Source organism: Nocardia sp. NPDC005998 (assembly GCF_040614395.1).
In the GTDB taxonomy this organism is placed as follows: domain Bacteria; phylum Actinomycetota; class Actinomycetes; order Mycobacteriales; family Mycobacteriaceae; genus Nocardia.
The window spans coordinates 114,832-130,713 of record NZ_JBEXUI010000022.1 but is presented as its reverse complement, the minus strand read 5'-3'; the positions used below and the strand labels follow the sequence as shown (position 1 = coordinate 130,713).

Here is a 15,882-nt window from a genome sequence, read left to right as displayed (position 1 = left end):
GCGTTCGCGCGCTCAGACCACCAGCGGTCGACCACCGGGGCGGGTGCGACGCCAAGCCACGGCCAGGAACACGAGCAGACCGAGTAAGGGCAGGGTGCCGATAGTCCAGCTCAGCGGCAGGGGCGGTCCGGGTTGGTCGAGGACCGTCACATTGTCGAGGGTGCCTTCGCCGTGGCCGAGCGGACCGTCGATCGCGAAGGTGAAGGTGTAGGTGCCCGGGGCGTCGAAGGCCTTCACGTCCAGGCCCCAGGAATCGCGCTTGCGGGGATGGCGGACCAGCGGCGTGGCGCGGCGGCCCGGTCTGACGGCGGGTCCGGTCAACCGCAGCGTTCCGGACTTATAGGCGATGCCGCCGTCGGGCATGAAGGTGAAGTCCAGCGATTTCATCGCGCGAATCGGCCAGGTCGAGAACCCTACGGTCACACCGTACGGCCCGACCTGGACACGCTCGGTGTGCACGATATCGACCGGCGCGTAGGCGGACGCAGGGGCGACCGCGATCAGGGACAGGGTGATCATGGTCAGCACGGTGACGACGAGTCTGCGCAAAACGAGCCCACCCACCACCCGGCCACCGCCCCTCATCGAATCGCTATGCAATGCAGTGCTCATCACGCCTCCCGGACCGCGGGCAGCATGGTGGTGAACCGGCCGCCCAGGAATCCGGCGAGCAGCCCGAGCGGAATGCCGAAGAGGGTGATCGTCACGACGTCGCCGACGGCGATATGCGAGGTGGCATGGGTGAAAGCCAGCTGGAGCGGAAATGTCACACCGATGACCATGCCGGTCACCGCACCGGCCACCAATACGATCTTCCTGGCGTCGAAACCACGGTTGCGGGCCAGCCAGAACAGCGCCTCGACGGCGACGGCCGCGACGATCAGGAACATCGGCATCATGACCGGCAGCTCCGGCGGTCGTCCCGTGAGACCGTCGCGCAGCGGCAGACCGATGGCCGAGGCATAGGTTTGCGCGGCCCAGGGCGAGAACCACCACAGCAACGCCTGCATGGCGCCGAGCGCGGCGGCGATGGCGATGGCGGCGCCCGTGCGCGCCAGCAGTGCCGCGCCGAGGATGAGCAGCATCGGTCCGAACAGCACGATGCCGAGGATCGTCGGATCGGCGGGCAGGTGCAGATTGTTCAATGCATTGGTGGGAATCGGCGCGAAGGTGATCAGGATGGGAATCGCGACGACGATGCCGAGCTGTCCCCAGCGGTGGTCACGATGGGCCGCGAAGACGATGATGCTGCCGATCATGGTCAGCGAGATCGATAGGAACAGCGCGACGTGCGACGGGGTGTTGAGTACCGCGTCGAAGCCGTAGATCGAATGCCATTCCAGATCGAGCAGACCGTAGAGCAGGAACAATGCGGCGCCAGCACCGGCGATCATATAGCCGAGCGGTGCGGTGAGGTTACTGCCGAAGACCCGGATGGGGGTGCCGCCGAGCCGGGGTACGGGCCGACCGGCACGTTGGGCGGCGGTGGCGATGACCACCATGGCGAGGCTGGCGAATCCGGATATGGCACTGCCGGAGTACAGGAACAGATGCGGCAGGGTGAAGAAGGTGTCGGGGCCGACTTCGTTGTGCCACTGGATATCCCAGCTGAGACCGACCAAAGTGACCGCGGTGCCGAGTAATACGCCCCAGGCGCCGATGCGGGACGCGCTGCCGTTATCGGAGGCGGTGATATCTCCGGCCTCGGCCGCGGTCGCATCGGGTGGTGCTGACGTGCTCATGGCGGTCCTCATCTCTCTCGTGCTCCGACGGTTGTCTTGATCTGCAAGTGCTTTCAGCCACCGACCCACAGCGGTACCGCGAGTTCGTCGACGCTGCCGTGTTCATCGATCGATAGGCGAAGCTCCCATGGGCCGGTCATCATCAGCGGCACCGCCGCGGCGTGGAAACGACCGGCCCCGGCGGGCACCGCCGCAATGGGTTGTCCCGCATGTCCCATCAGCGGCTGGTTCGCCTGAATCCGCACTGCGGCATGGTCTTTCGAGGCACCGGCACGGTCGGTGACGGTGATGTCGATATCGGTGCTGCCGATTCGCAGGTTGTCGATGGCGACCGTGACGAGATGGCGCGGGGTACCGGATTTCAGCACGAGCGGGCCAGCGGGACTGGGCCAGACCAGCCAGACGACGGCGGCGAGCACGATGACGACCGCCGCTCCCCCGACCAGCAGCAGACGGCGATCGGTTGTCCGGACCGCGGATTCGGACCCGCTCACGGCTGCGCTCCCGTCGCGACATCGAGGACGATCGGAACAGTGAGCACTGTGTAGCGCCGTTCGACCTGGATCCAGAGTCGATACCGGCCCGCGAGCGGGAAGGTGTAGGTGAAGGGAACCTCGGGCCCGTATGCGGCGACCGTCTCGTCGGGTGCGCTGTCGCCGTTGACGGGTGGCATGAGCATGGTTCCCCGGCTCGAGGCGGGCTCGGTCATATTCATGCCCGGCATATCCATGCCCGACATATTCATGCCGGGCATGTTCTCCATCGATGTCGCGCCCATCGAGTGGGCGTGCCCCCAGATGGGCGAGTTCTGCACGGCCACAGCGATATCCGTATCGGATGGCAGTGGACCCGCCATGATCATGTGCCCGACCATGCCGAGCCACGGCTGCAGGTCGGCACTGTCGCCGAACTCGGCGGTAATGGTGATCGGCGCTCCGGCCACCGGCGTGGTCGTCCTGATCTTGACCGGATTTCCGTCGATAACAGTCGCGGTGTTCTTGTCACTACTACCGAGATGCACTGGGGCACTGACGGATTGCGGTGCCTCGGTGCCCGGAAGAACAGTGAAACCGCTTGCCGCACGGACCATCTGAACGCCACCGCCGCGCCGCGCCAACTCCGCCGACACGGCATATCGCCCGGCCTCCGGCGACCGCAGATGAACCTGGTAGCGACCGGGCCCGATCCGAATCGGATGCAGATGCGACAGACCTCCGGACGGTCCGACGACGAGCAGATGCATCAGCGCACTGTCGTGGACGAGCAGATCATCGACCGGTGCTCCGGTGGCGGCATCGATCAGAACCAGGTCGAGATCGCCTGGGCGCCCGGCATTCACCGGCCCACCCGCAATGGTCAGCAGGACCGGCGGCCGCGAGAAATCCGATAGCAATGGCTGATTCAGGGCATAGGGATCGGTGACATTGTCCACCGTGGGCTCGAGCTGTCCACCGGGTTGCGGAGGCAGCGGCAGCGATGAGGACAGCACCGCGGCGGTCACCGATACCGCGATCCCGGCCACCATCCCGGCGGCGGGTAGCAGCGCCCACCCGCTGCGCCGAGCGCGTATCGCGAGCACCGCTGCGACCGGCAGCAGCACACCCGCCACCAGAAATCCGCCATAGACCAACCGTTCGGGTGGCGAGGTCACCTGCGCGGGCACGACGAAGGGAATCCGTGCCACCCGCGCACCGTCGCCGATGGCCAATTCCCATGGCCCGGCCCGATCCATGGGCACAGTCGCCGAATACATTCCGGGTGTGTCGCCGAGATCCACAACCGCCTCGGCGGTGGGCGCGCCGGGCGCGGGCAGTGTCGATCGTGTGGTGGCGCCGGTCGGCGTCACCGCGAGGGTGAGCCGCCCGGCGGCGGTACCGGCATGGGTGACCACATCGACGCGCAATGGCCCCGGCACACTGGTTACCCGGCGCAATACGACCGTGAGCTCCCGATCACCGAGCGACTGCGCAACCGAAACATCCGCACCCGAGGCGGGCGCATCCGCGAACGCCGAACCCATCCCAACTGACACCAACAACGCACACACCCCTGCGACAAGCAGAGCGCGACCGCGAACAACACCGGCAACAACAGCCACGCCCGCCATGGTAGGGATGCGCACCCACGAGAACATCACCCCCGGTGGGGATTTCGACTCCCCCGCCGGAGTGATGCCACCCTGGCCGACCATCCGGATAATCCCTGAACTCATCCGCGCCGGAACCGCTGGCCCGCCACTCCATACCGCGCTCGATGCGTCATTCGAATCTGCGTGATCAAAACTCACCGACCGTGAACGGGGTGGCGCAATCGCCATTCCGGCAGGCATCCGCCCAGGTCAGGGCGGCTGGTGGGCGGCGGAATAACATCCCCTGATTTCGCCGGCCCGCTGGGCGGATCTGGCAGGCTGGCGCGCCAACTATCGTCGCTATCCATGCAGGTCAGCGAGAGAAAGGTGGCGGAGGTGGGAGCCGAGGCGACGCCCGTGCGACGGTTGCGGGCCGACCAGGCGCGCCGGATGGCCGACGTGCTACGTCATCAGATCCATGCGGGGGCCTTTGACGAGGCACTGCCGAGTGAACAGCAGCTCGCCGCGGAATACGACGCGTCCCGCAATACCGTGCGGGACGCGCTCGCACTGCTCAAGGACGAAGGGTTGATCGATCGGGTGCCGAAGGTGGGCACCCGGGTCGCTCGGCGCAAATACGACCACGGGCTCGACGCGCTGCTCGGGCTGCAGGAAACGCTGAAGGGCCACGGCACGGTACGAAACGAGGTGCGCGCGGCCGTGCACATCACCGCGCCGCCCGCCGTCGCGCGCAAGCTGGGGCTGAATCCCGGTGAGCGCGTAGTCTATATCGAGCGACTGCGTTATCTCGCGGATCTGCCACTGAGCCTGGATCTCACCTATCTCGCACCCGATATCGGCACCGAGGTCCTTGGCCATGATCTCGAGACCAATGACATCTTCGTGCTCATCGAACAGATCAGCGGTGGACCACTCGGCTCGGCCGATCTCGCGCTGGAAGCGATTACCGCGGACGCGCACACCGCCGCCACCCTGGAGGCGCCCGAGGGCGCCGCGCTGCTGATGCTCGAGCGGCTGACCCGTCTCGATGACGGCAGACCGGTTGATCTGGAGTACATCCGGATGCGCGGAGACCGAATCACCATGCGCGGCAGTCTGATCCGCAGCACATCCGAATGGAAGGTCATCTGATGGCACTGGCGAACCAACGCACCGATATCCCGGTGACCATCGACGAATCCCTGTGCATTCAGGGCTGCACGCTGTGTGTGGAGATCTGCCCGCTCGACTCGCTTGCCATCAACCCGGACAACGGCAAGGCCTTCATGCACGTGGACGAGTGCTGGTACTGCGGCCCGTGTGCGGCCAGATGTCCCACCGGTGCCGTCACCGTCAATATGCCGTATCTGATCCGCTGAAGTATCTGCACCGAATCCGGAAGTCCCCCATGAAGAAACGCCTCGCTCCCCCGCTCCTCGCCGTCGCACTGGCCGTGGCGGGCTGCTCGCTGCAGAGTTCGGACAGCACCCCGGCCGGAACCGTCAAGGTCGTCGTCGGCTACCAGTCCAAGACCATCAATACCGTCACCGCGGGCACCCTGCTGAAGGCGCAGGGCTATCTGGAACAGCGGCTACAGAAGATCACCGACAGTGGCGGCGCCAAGTACCAGGTGGAGTGGCAGGACTACGACACCGGCGCACCGATCACCGCGCAGATGCTCGCCGAGAAGATCGATATCGACTCGATGGGTGACTATCCGTTGCTGATCAACGGATCTCGCACCCAGGCCAATGATCGGGCCAAGACGGCGCTGGTATCGGTGACCGGATACAATCCGAGGGGCGCGCTCAATATGGTTGTGGTGCCCCAGGATTCGACCGCGAACACAATCGGCGAACTGGCGGGGCAGAAGATTTCGGCCAGCGTCGGCTCGGCCGGACACGGCACGCTGGTGCAGGCACTCTCGCGGGTGGGCGTCGATCCGGCCAGGGGCGTCGAGGTGCTCAACCAGCAGCCGCAGGTCGGTGCCACCGCACTGGAATCGCACCAGGTCGGCGCGCTCGCGCAGTTCGTCGCCTGGCCCGGACTGCTGGTCTTCCAGAACAAGGCGAAATTGCTCTACGACGGTGCGGAATTGGGCGTGCCCACCTTCCACGGCGTAGTCGCGCGGCGCTCCTATACCGCCGATCATCCCGAGGTGCTGCAGGCCTTCCTCGCCGCCCAGCTCGATGCCACGAAGTTCCTGAACGACAAGCCGTTCGAAGCCGCCAAGATCGTCGCCGACGGTTCCGGATTGCCGCAGGAGGTCGTGTACCTCTACAACGGGCCCGGCGGCACGTCTTTCGATACCACGGTCAAGCCCGGTTTGATCGATGCGTTCAAAGGCGATGTGCAGTACCTGAAGTCGATCGGCGACTTCGCCGAACTCGATATCGATAAGTTCGTCGATCCCGCGCCGCTGCGCAGAGCCTTGGCCGACACCGGCGTGGGCGACTACGACCAGGCGGTGGCGTCCACCGTCAACCCCAGCCGCGTCACCGGTACCGACCCAGTCTGCGCACGTCCGGTGAGCAATGCCACGCAGGCCGGTGAGCTGTGGCTCGACGGCGCCGAGCCACAGCCCGCCGCGGATCCGACCTGCCTGTTGCGCGCGGTCCAGGCGGCCAAGGCACAGGGCAAAGCGATACGCGCCGCCTATGTGCCCGATGCCGAACTCGGTACGCGCTGGTTCGCCGATAAGGCGGTGTGGCTGCGCGATGGCGACAGCTTCCTGCCGTTCACCACACCTGCTGCCGCGCAGCGCTACCGGCAGGCGCATCCGGCCGCGGTGGCGATCTCGTATGAACAGGCCGTCACGGAAGTCCGAAAATGACCGCATCGCGCAGCGATTCATTGAGGGGTGGCGGCCGGGCGACGGGCGGGCCCGCATCGCGCACCGATTCACTGAGCAGTGGCGGCCGGGCGACGGGCGGGCCCGCATCGCGCACCGATTCACTGAGCAGTGGCGGCCGGGCGACCGGCGGGCGCACGGCAGCCCTGGTCGGTCCCACTGTGGCCGACGACACGGAAACCGCCGGGGCGCGTGGCGGTTTCGCGTGGGGCACTCGGTTGCTCCAGGTGACGTCGGTCGCGGCCGCGATCGGACTGTGGCAGCTGCTCACCGCCAATAATGTGCGGTGGTGGCTGCGCTTCGACACGCTGCCTACCGTCACCGAGATCATTCGCGAATTCGGCAAGCAACTGCAGTCGGACCAGTTCTATGTCGATGTCGCGCAATCGCTGATCCGGATTCTCACCGGATTCGGGCTCGCGGCCGCGGTCGGCGTGGTCGCGGGCATCGGCCTTGGCCGCTCCGGACTCTTCGCCGCCGTCCTCGGACCGCTCACCGAACTGGCGCGGCCGATCCCGGCCATCGCCCTGGTTCCGGTGGCGATTCTGCTGTTCCCCAGCGACGAATCGGGCATCGTCTTCATCACGTTCATGGCATCGCTGTTCCCGGTGCTGGTCAGCACCAGGCACGCCGTGCGCGCGCTGCCGACCATCTGGGAGGACGCCCTGCGCACGCTCGGCGCCTCGCGCACCGATGTGCTGGTGCGGGTGGTATTTCCCGGCATCCTGCCCGGTGTGTTCAGCGGTCTGTCGGTGGGCATGGGCGTGGCATGGATCTGCCTCATCTCCGCCGAGATGATCTCCGGGCGGCTCGGCATCGGCTACCGAACCTGGCAGGCCTACACCATCGTCGACTATCCGGCGGTATTCGTCGGCATGATCACCATCGGCATCCTCGGCTTCGGCACCTCCGGAATCGTGGAACTGGCCGGACGCCGGATCACCCGCTGGCTGCCGAGGGAGGTCGCCGAATGACCACGACAACCGCACCCGCCACCGCACCCGCCACCGGAATGCGGCTTAGCCTGGACGGAATTCGCATTGCCTACGGCGGCAAGCCGGTGCTGGAAAACCTCGAGTTGGCCGTCACACCCGGCGAAATCCTGGTCGTGGTCGGCAAATCCGGCTGCGGCAAGTCGACGCTGCTGCGCGCGATCGCCGGACTGCGCAAGCCGGACCGCGGGGTGATCCGCGCCGATGGAACTCCGGTAATCGGACCGTCCGCCGATCGCGCCCTGGTCTTCCAGGACGATGCGCTGCTGCCCTGGCGCACCGTGCGCCAGAACATCGAGCTCGCATTGCAATTGCGCAAGGTGCCGCGCACCGAACGCAAGGCGAGCGCCCAGCACTGGGTCGACGAGGTAGGGCTCACCGGCTACGGCGACTATCTCCCGCGCGATCTCTCCGGCGGTATGCGGCAGCGAGTTCAGTTGGCACGCAGCCTCGCCGGGTCGCCGCGCGCGGTGCTGATGGACGAACCGTTCGGCGCACTCGACACCCAGACCAGGGCGAGCATGCAGCGCTTGCTGATCGACACCTGGCGCGCCCATCCGACCACCATTGTATTCGTCACCCACGACCTGGACGAGGCGCTGCTACTCGGCGACCGCATCGCGGTGCTCGGTAACGGTGCGCTGCGCGGTCTTATCGACGTACCGCAGCCGCGCACGCCGGTGGACCGCCGGTCCGTACAGGCCGAAATCTTGGAGAAGCTGTGAATATTCCCGAGCTATCCGACCGGATCCGGCTCGACTGCGATGTGCTCGTCATCGGCGGCGGCACCGCGGGCACCATGGCCGCGCTGACCGCCGCCGAGGCGGGCGCCGATGTGCTGCTGCTGGAGAAGGCGCAAGTGCGGCATTCCGGCGCACTCGCCATGGGCATGGACGGGGTGAACAATGCGGTGATTCCGGGCAAGGCGGAGCCGCAGGACTACGTTGCCGAGATCACCAGGGCCAACGACGGAATCGTCAACCAGCGCACCATCTATCAGACGGCCACTCGTGGCTTCGCCATGGTGCAGCGACTCGAACGCTACGGTGTGAAATTCGAGAAGGACGAGTACGGCGAGTACGCGGTGCGCCGGGTGCACCGGTCCGGGTCCTACGTGCTGCCGATGCCCGAGGGCAAGGATGTGAAGAAGGCGCTGTATCGCGTACTGCGCCAACGCAAGATGCGCGAGAAGATCCGCATCGAGAACCGGCTCATGCCGGTGCGGGTGCTCACCGACGCGGGCCGAGCGGTCGGCGCCGCCGCATTGCACACGCGCACCGGCGAATTCGTGGCGGTCGGCGCGAAGGCGGTGATCCTGGCGACCGGGCCGTCCGGCCGCTTGGGGCTGCCCGCATCGGGTTATCTATATGGCACTTACGAGAACCCGACCAATGCTGGCGACGGATATTCGATGGCCTATCACGCGGGCGCCGAGCTCAGCGGCATCGAATGCTTCCAGATCAATCCGCTCATCAAGGACTACAACGGTCCGGCCTGCGCCTATGTCGCCAATCCCTTCGGCGGGTACCAGGTCAACGCGCACGGCGAACGCTTCGTCGACTCCGATTACTGGTCGGGCCAGATGATGTCGGAGGTCAAGCGCGAGATCGAATCCGCGCGCGGACCCATCTATCTCAAGGTGTCGCATCTGCCGGATGCGACCCTGTCCACGCTCGAAGGCATTCTGCACACCACCGAGCGTCCGACCCGTGGCACCTTCCACGCCAATCGCGGCCACGACTACCGCACCCACGATATCGAAATGCACATCTCCGAAATCGGTTTGTGCGGTGGACATTCCGCATCCGGTGTCTGGGTCGACGAACATGCGCGAACCACCGTGCCGGGCCTCTACGCGGCGGGCGATCTGGCCTGTGTACCGCACAACTACATGATCGGGGCGTTCGTCTTCGGTGACCTGGCGGGCGGGCATGCCGCATCCACCTTGTCCGAAGTCGATGCCCCGGACGACCTTCCGCAATCGCAGCTGGCCGAGGCGCACGAGCTGATCTACCGCCCGCTGCGCCAGCCGGATGGCCCGCCGCAACCCCAGGTCGAATACAAGTTGCGCCGATTCGTGAACGATTATGTGGCGCCGCCGAAAACGGCCGCGAAGCTGTCCATTGCGGTCGAGACCTTCGAGCGGATGCGCGGTGAGATCGCCGAAATCGGTGCCCGCACACCGCATGAGCTCATGCGCGCGGTCGAGGTCTCCTTCATTCGCGACTGCGCCGAAATGGCGGCACGCAGCTCGCTGACCCGCACCGAATCCCGCTGGGGGCTCTACCACGAACGCGCCGATCTGCCGCAACGCGATGACGCTGAGTGGCGCTATCACCTGAACTTGCGCAAGGGCTCCGACGGCGCGATGGAATTCCTCAAGCGCCCGGTGGCGCCGTATCTGGTTCCGGTGCCCGGCCTCGACGATTTACCCTCGGCCGATTCGACCGTGGTCCCGGTTCGGCAACCCGATCTCATCGGTGGCCGCGCACCGGCCGCCGCACCACGGACCGTCCGCACATCGACGACACCGCCGTCACCCCGGCTGGTCACCCTGCTCGCCCTGGATTCGCCTACGGTGCAAGACCTTTCGACCTACCTCGCCGATCCGGACGCGGGTGTTCGAGTGGCGGCGCTTTCGGTGCTGACCGAGAACACCCCCGAGGGTTTCGCACCAATTCTCATCGGTGCACTAGATGACACCGCGGCATCCGTGCGCGCGGCCGCCGCGGCGAGTCTGCGCGAGCTCGTGGAGGTGCTGCCCGATTGGCACGGCCTGGCCGACCGACTCGACTCCCCCGATCCGGTGGTCCGCGCGACCGTCGTCGATCTGCTGCGGGCCCGGCGATCCGGATCGGCCGCGCAATTCGTCGCGGCACTGACCGATTCCGATCACCGGGTGCGCATCGAAGCGGTGCGAGCGCTGGTATCCCTCGATGACCGGCAGGCCGTCTCCGCAGCGGCCACCGATGAGAACCGTGAGGTCCGCATCGCCGTCGCATACGGATTGTCGACGATCGGCGGCCACGGTGCGAGCACCGCACGCGAACTCGCCGAGGATCCGGATCCGCTCGTGCGCGCCGCCGCACTGGCAGCCTTCGCGAATCTCGTTGTCGTAGCAGATGATGCGAAACTGCTCGCCGATGCGCTCGGACATTCCGCATGGCAGGTCCGGGTCGGCGCGGCCCGTGGTCTCGCGGGCGCGGACCCGGATTTCGCGGTCACCCCACTGTCGGACGCCCTGCGCGATCCACACCTCGACGTGCGCAAGGCGGCGGTATTGTCGCTGGCCACCTGGCCGCAGAACGGGGCAGCGCACGACGCACTGAAGCTGGCGATCGATGACACCGACGCCGATGTGCGCGCCTACGCGCGCCGAGCGTTGGACAGTGCACACCCGTTGTCGTAGGCGCACACCCTTATGCGAGGTGTGCCGCGATACAGAGGGCGCGGCACTACGCCGCCAGCCGCGACGATCAGGGATGCGGTGCGGTCGATCGTGAATCTCGTTGTACGGTGCCGAGTCGGAATCGGTTTATGCGCAGCGGAATTGGAAGCTTGCGACCGGTGTCGCGCCGGGTGCCACGTCGACCTGAACGTAGGCGATGCTCGCCAGCTCACAGCCGGAGGGAACGGAGGTGACCTGCGCCTGGTAACAGCCGTTCGGGAAGTTCTGCGTCACCGTTCCGTCACGGCCGGTCGTCAAGGTCGCCAGCACCGGTCCGGCGGAGCACGTCGTGATGCCGACCGCGACGCCCGTGACCGGTATCTGATCGGTGCCGGTGGTCGCCTGCACCTTCAGCGGACCGTCGCCGGGTGCCTGAGCACCCGCCGCGCCGACAGGCGACATCGCCACCAGGGCGGCACCGAGTACGGACGTGAGGAGCAGCGTGTTGCGCAAGCGGGTCTCCTTCGATGGGTGTGAGCGGATCCGGGCGATCGGCCCGGTGCCACCGTATTGCAAACCGACCGGCACGGCCACGACCCGCGACCGCCTGTCGTCGCACGGTCGCGCCACGAGTCAGGCGGGATCGGCGATAACCACGATGCCGCTCGGCGCGTCCACCAGCGAAACCGTTCGCGCGGCAGCATCATCCACGTGCACGCGCGGATGGGTCGGCGGCTCGGCCTCGTAATACGTACCCGGACCATAGAATTGGCCGTACTTCACGACCAGACCGCCGATATCGAGCACCGCGGCCTCGTGCGCCTCGATCACCGCGCCGCGACCGGCGGGCGGCTCCCACGCGATGCTCTGAGCGAGAAAACGCTTCGCGCCCGCGGCCTGGGCGGCGGCAATCAGATTGCGGGTGCCTTCGCCCCGGATGCGCGCATTCGCACCGGCAAGTTCCGGCAGCAGCGCCGCATCGTCGGGAAGGTCGGTGAGCTGGTGCATCACCAGGTCGGGACGGCAGGCGACGACCGCGGCGGTGAGCGCGTCGAGGTCGTACACATCGCAGACGACCGGTTCCGCACCGGCGGCACGCACCTGGTCGGCCTTGGCTGCCGCCCGGGTCATCCCCGCCACCTCATGTCCGGCCTCGATCAGCAAGGGCAGCAATCGGGTTCCGATGACGCCGGTCGCACCGGCCAGAAAGATCCGCACCCGTCCACCCTAATTCTTGGACCGATGCGGTCCCTCTGCTGGGGAGCACCGCATAGCTGGTCGTATGCTCTAGAGCCAGCGGTAGCGAGGGAGATGGAGGGTCCATGGCGGATCGGGAAGTGCTGAGCTGGGAATTGTTCGGGACGGCGAGCCGCGAACTCGCGACCGAAATCGCCAAGGACGGGTTCGAACCGGATCTGATCCTCTCGATCGCGCGCGGCGGCCTGTTCGTCGCGGGCGCGCTCGGCTACGCATTGGATGTGAAGAACCTGCACGTGATGAACGTCGAGTTCTACACCGGCATCGATCAGCGCCTCGACCTGCCCGTCATGCTGCCGCCGGTCCCACAGGCAGTCGATCTGGCCGGTGCGACGGTCCTGATCGCCGACGATGTGGCCGATACCGGCGCGACCCTGAAGCTCGTGCGCGACTTCTGCATCGACCACGTCGCCGAGGTCCGCTGCGCAGTCATCTATCAGAAACCGCATTCGGAGGTCGACTGCGAATACGTCTGGCGCCGCACCGACCGCTGGATCAACTTCCCCTGGTCCACCGAACCGCCGGTCGTGGATCGTCAGGCCCGCATTCTGGATGCGTGATCAGGCAGACACTTCGAAGCGTCCGGACGAGCACCGTGGGTCGAGCTACTTGTCGGACCGCTCGGCCGCGGCGGCGTCGAGGCGTACGCCGAGCGCGTTGACCTGGTCACGCAGTTCGACCAGGCGCGTGATCGGATAGCCGACCTCGGCAATGACCGCTTCGATCATCTGCCTCGCCTGGGGCCGCAGCGCACGTCCGGCGTCGGTGGCGCGCAGTTCGACGGCGCGGCGGTCGTGGCTGCTGCGCACGCTCTCCACCAGACCGTGCGCCTGTAGCCGCTGAATGAGCGGGGAGACCGTGCCGTAGTCCAGGCGCAGCTGTTCGCCGAGTTCCTTCATGGTCATCGCGGGGCGTTCCCACAAAGCCAGTAGGGCCAGATACTGCGGATAGGTCACCCCCATGGCCTCCAGGAACGGCCGGTACGCCGCGGTCATCGATCGGGAGGTGGAGTACAGGGCAAAACACAGCTGCGATGCGAGCGAGAGCAGGTCGGTATCGGTTCCCCCGGTTGCGGTGGCACCGTCGGGAGTCGTGGCCGCCTCGACACGCACCACTGGTGTGGGATGCGCTTTTTCGGGCATTAGGACACTGTATCCCAGCGAATTCGCTCCATAAGGTGGCTGTTACGGGTAACGGCACGAGAAGCGAATGCTTGCGATGACGCCCGATCTCTGACACCTGTTCACCGAGCCTCGAATCCAACTCCTGCGCCCGCGTTGACCGACGCGTGGCGATGCGTGATGACAGGATGCGCGAATGATCGAAGAAGATCCGAAGGAACTCGTCCGACGGGGTTACAACGCGCTGTCCGACCGCTACGACGAGGCATTCGGCGGTGGCGCCAAGTACGAGGCATGGCTGAGGGAGTTGGATCGGCACGTCGTTGCTGCGGGGACTGTTCTCGATCTCGGTTGCGGTTCCGGAATGCCGGTCGCCCGGACGCTGGCGAACAGCGGCCGCCGGGTGATCGGTGTCGATATCAGCGATGTTCAGATCGAGAAGGCCCGTGCGCTTGTTCCGGCGGCTGAATTCATTTGTGCTGATGCGGCGACGATCCACTTCGAACCGGGGTCGTTCGACGCCGTCGTCTGTCTCTACGCACTCATCCACATGCCGCTGGACGAGCAATCCCTATTACTGACCAGAATTGCCGAGTGGCTGCGGCCGAACGGATGGTTCGTCGCCACCACTGGCCACGACTCCTGGACAGGAATCGATCCCAACTGGCTCGGCGGAGACGCAACCATGTGGTGGAGTCAGGCCGACGCCGCTACCTACCGATCCTGGCTCACGCAGGCTGGTCTCACGGTTGTCGGTGAGGAATTCGTCCCGGAAGGGACCAGCGGACACACCTTGTTCTGGACAGTGAAGGAACCTCATGGGACTCCCCCGAGCGCGGTCACCATGTAACCGCGTCGAAAGACGCTGCCGGAAACCGCAATTCGCGGGCATCCGCAAGCATCGGCACAACGGTCTCCAGCCGCGGCGGAGAGTGTCTTCATGGTGACGTAGCTGGTCACCGCCGCCACGCTGGGCAGGTGGCCAACTGGTTGGCGTGGAAGTCCTCGTAGGCGGGCAAGTCGGCGACCTCGACCTAGTCGGTACAAGCCGGACCGTCGTATGTGTTGCGGATCAATGCAATCGCCGACATCGGCCGTGAGACATCGCGGAAAATCCTAAATGTATCGGCGCTGATACCGAGCGATCTCGCGCATCGCGACAGGGCACACAATTCAACGCTTTCAACAACCGCTGCGTTCATTTGACTGGCCGAATTTGTCGTAGGACGATCTATCTACGGAAGGCGTGGATTCCAAAACTCGTACCGCCTGAGCGTGTGCAGCGGAGGAATTCGCGTGGGCCGACACATATCGACGCATATCTGCCGGTCAGTCGAGACATGTTTATCCAGCATCGAATGCCACGGCCGTGAGCCAAACGGACGTAGACACGGTCAGCACAGCAGACCTGGAGGTAGGCAATCTTGGACGTCTATGAAGCGGTCACGAGCCGACGGGCGGTACGTGGATTCACCAGCCAGCCTGTCCCGAGGGAAGTGCTGGAGCGCGTGCTCGGCGCCGCGGCTTGGTCCCCGTCCGGATCCAACCTCCAGCCGTGGAACTCCTACGTACTGACCGGTGCGCCGCTCGCCGAGCTCAAGAAGCTCGCCGGCGAGCGCGTGGCCGCGGGCGACCCCTGGGACGAGCGCGAATACGAGATGTACCCGTCCGCATTGAAATCCCCCTACAGCGAGCGCCGAGCCACCTTCGGCAGGGAGCGTTACGGCGAACTCGGCATTTCGCGCGAGGACATGGAGGCACGCCAGCGGGCGGCTGCCGCGAACTGGGACTGTTTCGGCGCACCCGCCGCCCTGTTCTGCTACATCGACCGCGACCTGGGCCCACCCCAGTGGGCAGACGTCGGCATGTATCTGCAGACAGTCATGCTGCTACTGCGCGCCGAAGGGCTACACAGTTGCCTGCAAATGGCGTGGTCGGTCTACCGCAAGACCGTTGCGGAGGTCGTGTCACCCCCGGACGAGCTCATTCTCTTCTGTGGCATGTCGATCGGGTTCGAGGACGTCACGGTGGGTTACGCCCGCACAGGGCGGGCGCCGCTCGACGAGACGGTCACGTTCGTCGAGCGCCGGGGGGCGGATGAAGGCCGCCGGCGTATCAGCGGTCCCAGCGTCGCGGATTACGTCACAGACAGCCACGAGTGATGTCGATGACGCGCGCACACGGCTGGGTCGTTTAGCTCAACGTTGAGCTGACCGATCGAGATGGCCTCTCGCGCTCGGACATTCAGGAGCCGACTCCCAGCCGTCGAGTGCACGATGATCTAGTCGAACGCCTGGTGATGCCGAAGTGCGAGATGGCGGCTCGAATGGGGTAGTGCAGGCGATCTCGGCCGGTCACTGATGTGCGCCGGGCTGGCAGCCAGTGCCTCGCCCGGCCGCTTGGGTGCCGATCTAGCGGCGTGCCCGGTCATATTCGCAGGGCCTGCGCGCGGCTCCGACCGAC

At 66.0% G+C, this 15,882-nt stretch carries 17 protein-coding genes; 9 read left to right on the top strand and 8 right to left on the bottom strand.

All coding sequences use genetic code 11. The features are described 5' to 3' along the window. Nucleotides 1–12: 12 nt before the first annotated feature. From ABZ293_RS26480 to ABZ293_RS26465, 4 genes are read right to left on the bottom strand one after another with little or no spacing between them, the layout of a single operon-like run. Nucleotides 13–585 (bottom strand): hypothetical protein, encoded by a 573-nt coding sequence (locus ABZ293_RS26480; RefSeq protein WP_355184915.1) that lies wholly within the window; start codon nucleotides 583–585, stop codon nucleotides 13–15. A 26-nt stretch (nucleotides 586–611) separates the two neighbouring features. Then, entirely contained in the window at nucleotides 612–1,742 is a 1,131-nt protein-coding gene (locus ABZ293_RS26475; RefSeq protein ID WP_355184865.1) for a hypothetical protein, read from the bottom strand. Nucleotides 1,743–1,795: 53 nt separating this feature from the next. After that, nucleotides 1,796–2,236 (bottom strand): FixH family protein, encoded by a 441-nt coding sequence (locus tag ABZ293_RS26470; protein ID WP_355184863.1) that lies wholly within the window; start codon nucleotides 2,234–2,236, stop codon nucleotides 1,796–1,798. Continuing rightward, a complete protein-coding gene (locus ABZ293_RS26465) occupies nucleotides 2,233–3,762 on the bottom strand; it encodes a hypothetical protein (protein ID WP_355184861.1) in 1,530 nt (509 codons plus the stop codon). The genes ABZ293_RS26470 and ABZ293_RS26465 overlap by 4 nt, the downstream gene beginning before the upstream one ends. Nucleotides 3,763–4,176: 414 nt before the next feature. Between ABZ293_RS26465 and ABZ293_RS26460 the strand changes: the two genes are divergently transcribed. The 3 genes from ABZ293_RS26460 to ABZ293_RS26450 are packed head-to-tail and all read left to right on the top strand — an operon-like array spanning nucleotide 4,177 to nucleotide 6,643. Then, nucleotides 4,177–4,962 (top strand): GntR family transcriptional regulator, encoded by a 786-nt coding sequence (locus tag ABZ293_RS26460; protein ID WP_355184859.1) that lies wholly within the window; start codon nucleotides 4,177–4,179, stop codon nucleotides 4,960–4,962. Further along, nucleotides 4,962–5,189: a ferredoxin family protein gene (locus ABZ293_RS26455; RefSeq protein WP_355184857.1), complete on the top strand. Its 228-nt coding sequence runs from the start codon at nucleotides 4,962–4,964 to the stop codon at nucleotides 5,187–5,189. Before ABZ293_RS26460 ends, ABZ293_RS26455 begins: the two co-directional genes overlap by 1 nt. A gap of 29 nt (nucleotides 5,190–5,218) precedes the next feature. Beyond that, a complete protein-coding gene (locus ABZ293_RS26450; protein WP_355184855.1) occupies nucleotides 5,219–6,643 on the top strand; it encodes an ABC transporter substrate-binding protein in 1,425 nt (474 codons plus the stop codon). Here the strand turns inward: ABZ293_RS26450 and ABZ293_RS26445 are convergent. Continuing rightward, a complete protein-coding gene (locus ABZ293_RS26445; RefSeq protein WP_355184853.1) occupies nucleotides 6,624–6,821 on the bottom strand; it encodes a hypothetical protein in 198 nt (65 codons plus the stop codon). The two genes, ABZ293_RS26450 and ABZ293_RS26445, sit on opposite strands and share 20 nt — an antisense overlap. Nucleotide 6,822: 1 nt before the next feature. Between ABZ293_RS26445 and ABZ293_RS26440 the strand changes: the two genes are divergently transcribed. Genes ABZ293_RS26440 through ABZ293_RS26430 form a run of 3 tightly spaced genes read left to right on the top strand, consistent with a single transcriptional unit; the run spans nucleotide 6,823 to nucleotide 11,062 of the window. After that, entirely contained in the window at nucleotides 6,823–7,635 is an 813-nt protein-coding gene (locus ABZ293_RS26440; protein ID WP_355184851.1) for an ABC transporter permease, read from the top strand. After that, on the top strand, nucleotides 7,632–8,378 hold the full coding sequence (locus tag ABZ293_RS26435) for an ABC transporter ATP-binding protein (RefSeq protein WP_355184849.1): 747 nt from the start codon (nucleotides 7,632–7,634) through the stop codon (nucleotides 8,376–8,378). The genes ABZ293_RS26440 and ABZ293_RS26435 overlap by 4 nt, the downstream gene beginning before the upstream one ends. Then, a complete protein-coding gene (locus ABZ293_RS26430; RefSeq protein ID WP_355184847.1) occupies nucleotides 8,375–11,062 on the top strand; it encodes a fumarate reductase/succinate dehydrogenase flavoprotein subunit in 2,688 nt (895 codons plus the stop codon). Before ABZ293_RS26435 ends, ABZ293_RS26430 begins: the two co-directional genes overlap by 4 nt. 126 nt (nucleotides 11,063–11,188) lie before the next feature. Here ABZ293_RS26430 and ABZ293_RS26425 read toward each other — a convergent pair whose 3' ends face one another. Together ABZ293_RS26425 and ABZ293_RS26420 are read right to left on the bottom strand one after the other, a co-directional pair. After that, nucleotides 11,189–11,554 (bottom strand): hypothetical protein, encoded by a 366-nt coding sequence (locus ABZ293_RS26425; RefSeq protein ID WP_355184845.1) that lies wholly within the window; start codon nucleotides 11,552–11,554, stop codon nucleotides 11,189–11,191. A 120-nt stretch (nucleotides 11,555–11,674) separates the two neighbouring features. Next, nucleotides 11,675–12,259: an NAD(P)H-binding protein gene (locus ABZ293_RS26420; protein WP_355184843.1), complete on the bottom strand. Its 585-nt coding sequence runs from the start codon at nucleotides 12,257–12,259 to the stop codon at nucleotides 11,675–11,677. 104 nt (nucleotides 12,260–12,363) lie between these two features. On the opposite strand from ABZ293_RS26420, the gene ABZ293_RS26415 reads away from it, so the two are divergent. After that, nucleotides 12,364–12,858: a phosphoribosyltransferase gene (locus ABZ293_RS26415; protein ID WP_354952050.1), complete on the top strand. Its 495-nt coding sequence runs from the start codon at nucleotides 12,364–12,366 to the stop codon at nucleotides 12,856–12,858. Between the two features lie 45 nt (nucleotides 12,859–12,903). Here the strand turns inward: ABZ293_RS26415 and ABZ293_RS26410 are convergent, their stop codons facing one another. Continuing rightward, nucleotides 12,904–13,440 carry a MarR family transcriptional regulator gene (locus tag ABZ293_RS26410; protein WP_355184841.1) on the bottom strand — a complete coding sequence of 179 codons (537 nt, stop codon included), beginning with the start codon at nucleotides 13,438–13,440 and terminating at the stop codon, nucleotides 12,904–12,906. A gap of 175 nt (nucleotides 13,441–13,615) precedes the next feature. On the opposite strand from ABZ293_RS26410, the gene ABZ293_RS26405 reads away from it, so the two are divergent. Then, a complete protein-coding gene (locus ABZ293_RS26405; RefSeq protein ID WP_355184839.1) occupies nucleotides 13,616–14,269 on the top strand; it encodes a methyltransferase domain-containing protein in 654 nt (217 codons plus the stop codon). Nucleotides 14,270–14,843: 574 nt separating this feature from the next. Beyond that, nucleotides 14,844–15,581, top strand: a complete 738-nt coding sequence (locus ABZ293_RS26400) for a nitroreductase (RefSeq protein WP_355184837.1) — start codon at nucleotides 14,844–14,846, stop codon at nucleotides 15,579–15,581. Nucleotides 15,582–15,882: the final 301 nt, after the last annotated feature.

Excerpts from the sequence above, each read along its gene's own strand:
- ABZ293_RS26480 (WP_355184915.1), bottom strand. The coding sequence starts at position 585 with ATGAGGGGCGGTGGCCGGGTGGTGGGTGGGCTCGTTTTGCGCAGACTC.
- ABZ293_RS26475 (WP_355184865.1), bottom strand. The coding sequence starts at position 1,742 with ATGAGCACGTCAGCACCACCCGATGCGACCGCGGCCGAGGCCGGAGAT.
- ABZ293_RS26465 (WP_355184861.1), bottom strand. The coding sequence starts at position 3,762 with ATGGGTTCGGCGTTCGCGGATGCGCCCGCCTCGGGTGCGGATGTTTCG.
- ABZ293_RS26460 (WP_355184859.1), top strand. The coding sequence starts at position 4,177 with ATGCAGGTCAGCGAGAGAAAGGTGGCGGAGGTGGGAGCCGAGGCGACG.
- ABZ293_RS26455 (WP_355184857.1), top strand. The coding sequence starts at position 4,962 with ATGGCACTGGCGAACCAACGCACCGATATCCCGGTGACCATCGACGAA.
- ABZ293_RS26450 (WP_355184855.1), top strand. The coding sequence starts at position 5,219 with ATGAAGAAACGCCTCGCTCCCCCGCTCCTCGCCGTCGCACTGGCCGTG.
- ABZ293_RS26435 (WP_355184849.1), top strand. The coding sequence starts at position 7,632 with ATGACCACGACAACCGCACCCGCCACCGCACCCGCCACCGGAATGCGG.
- ABZ293_RS26415 (WP_354952050.1), top strand. The coding sequence starts at position 12,364 with ATGGCGGATCGGGAAGTGCTGAGCTGGGAATTGTTCGGGACGGCGAGC.
- ABZ293_RS26410 (WP_355184841.1), bottom strand. The coding sequence starts at position 13,440 with ATGCCCGAAAAAGCGCATCCCACACCAGTGGTGCGTGTCGAGGCGGCC.
- ABZ293_RS26405 (WP_355184839.1), top strand. The coding sequence starts at position 13,616 with ATGATCGAAGAAGATCCGAAGGAACTCGTCCGACGGGGTTACAACGCG.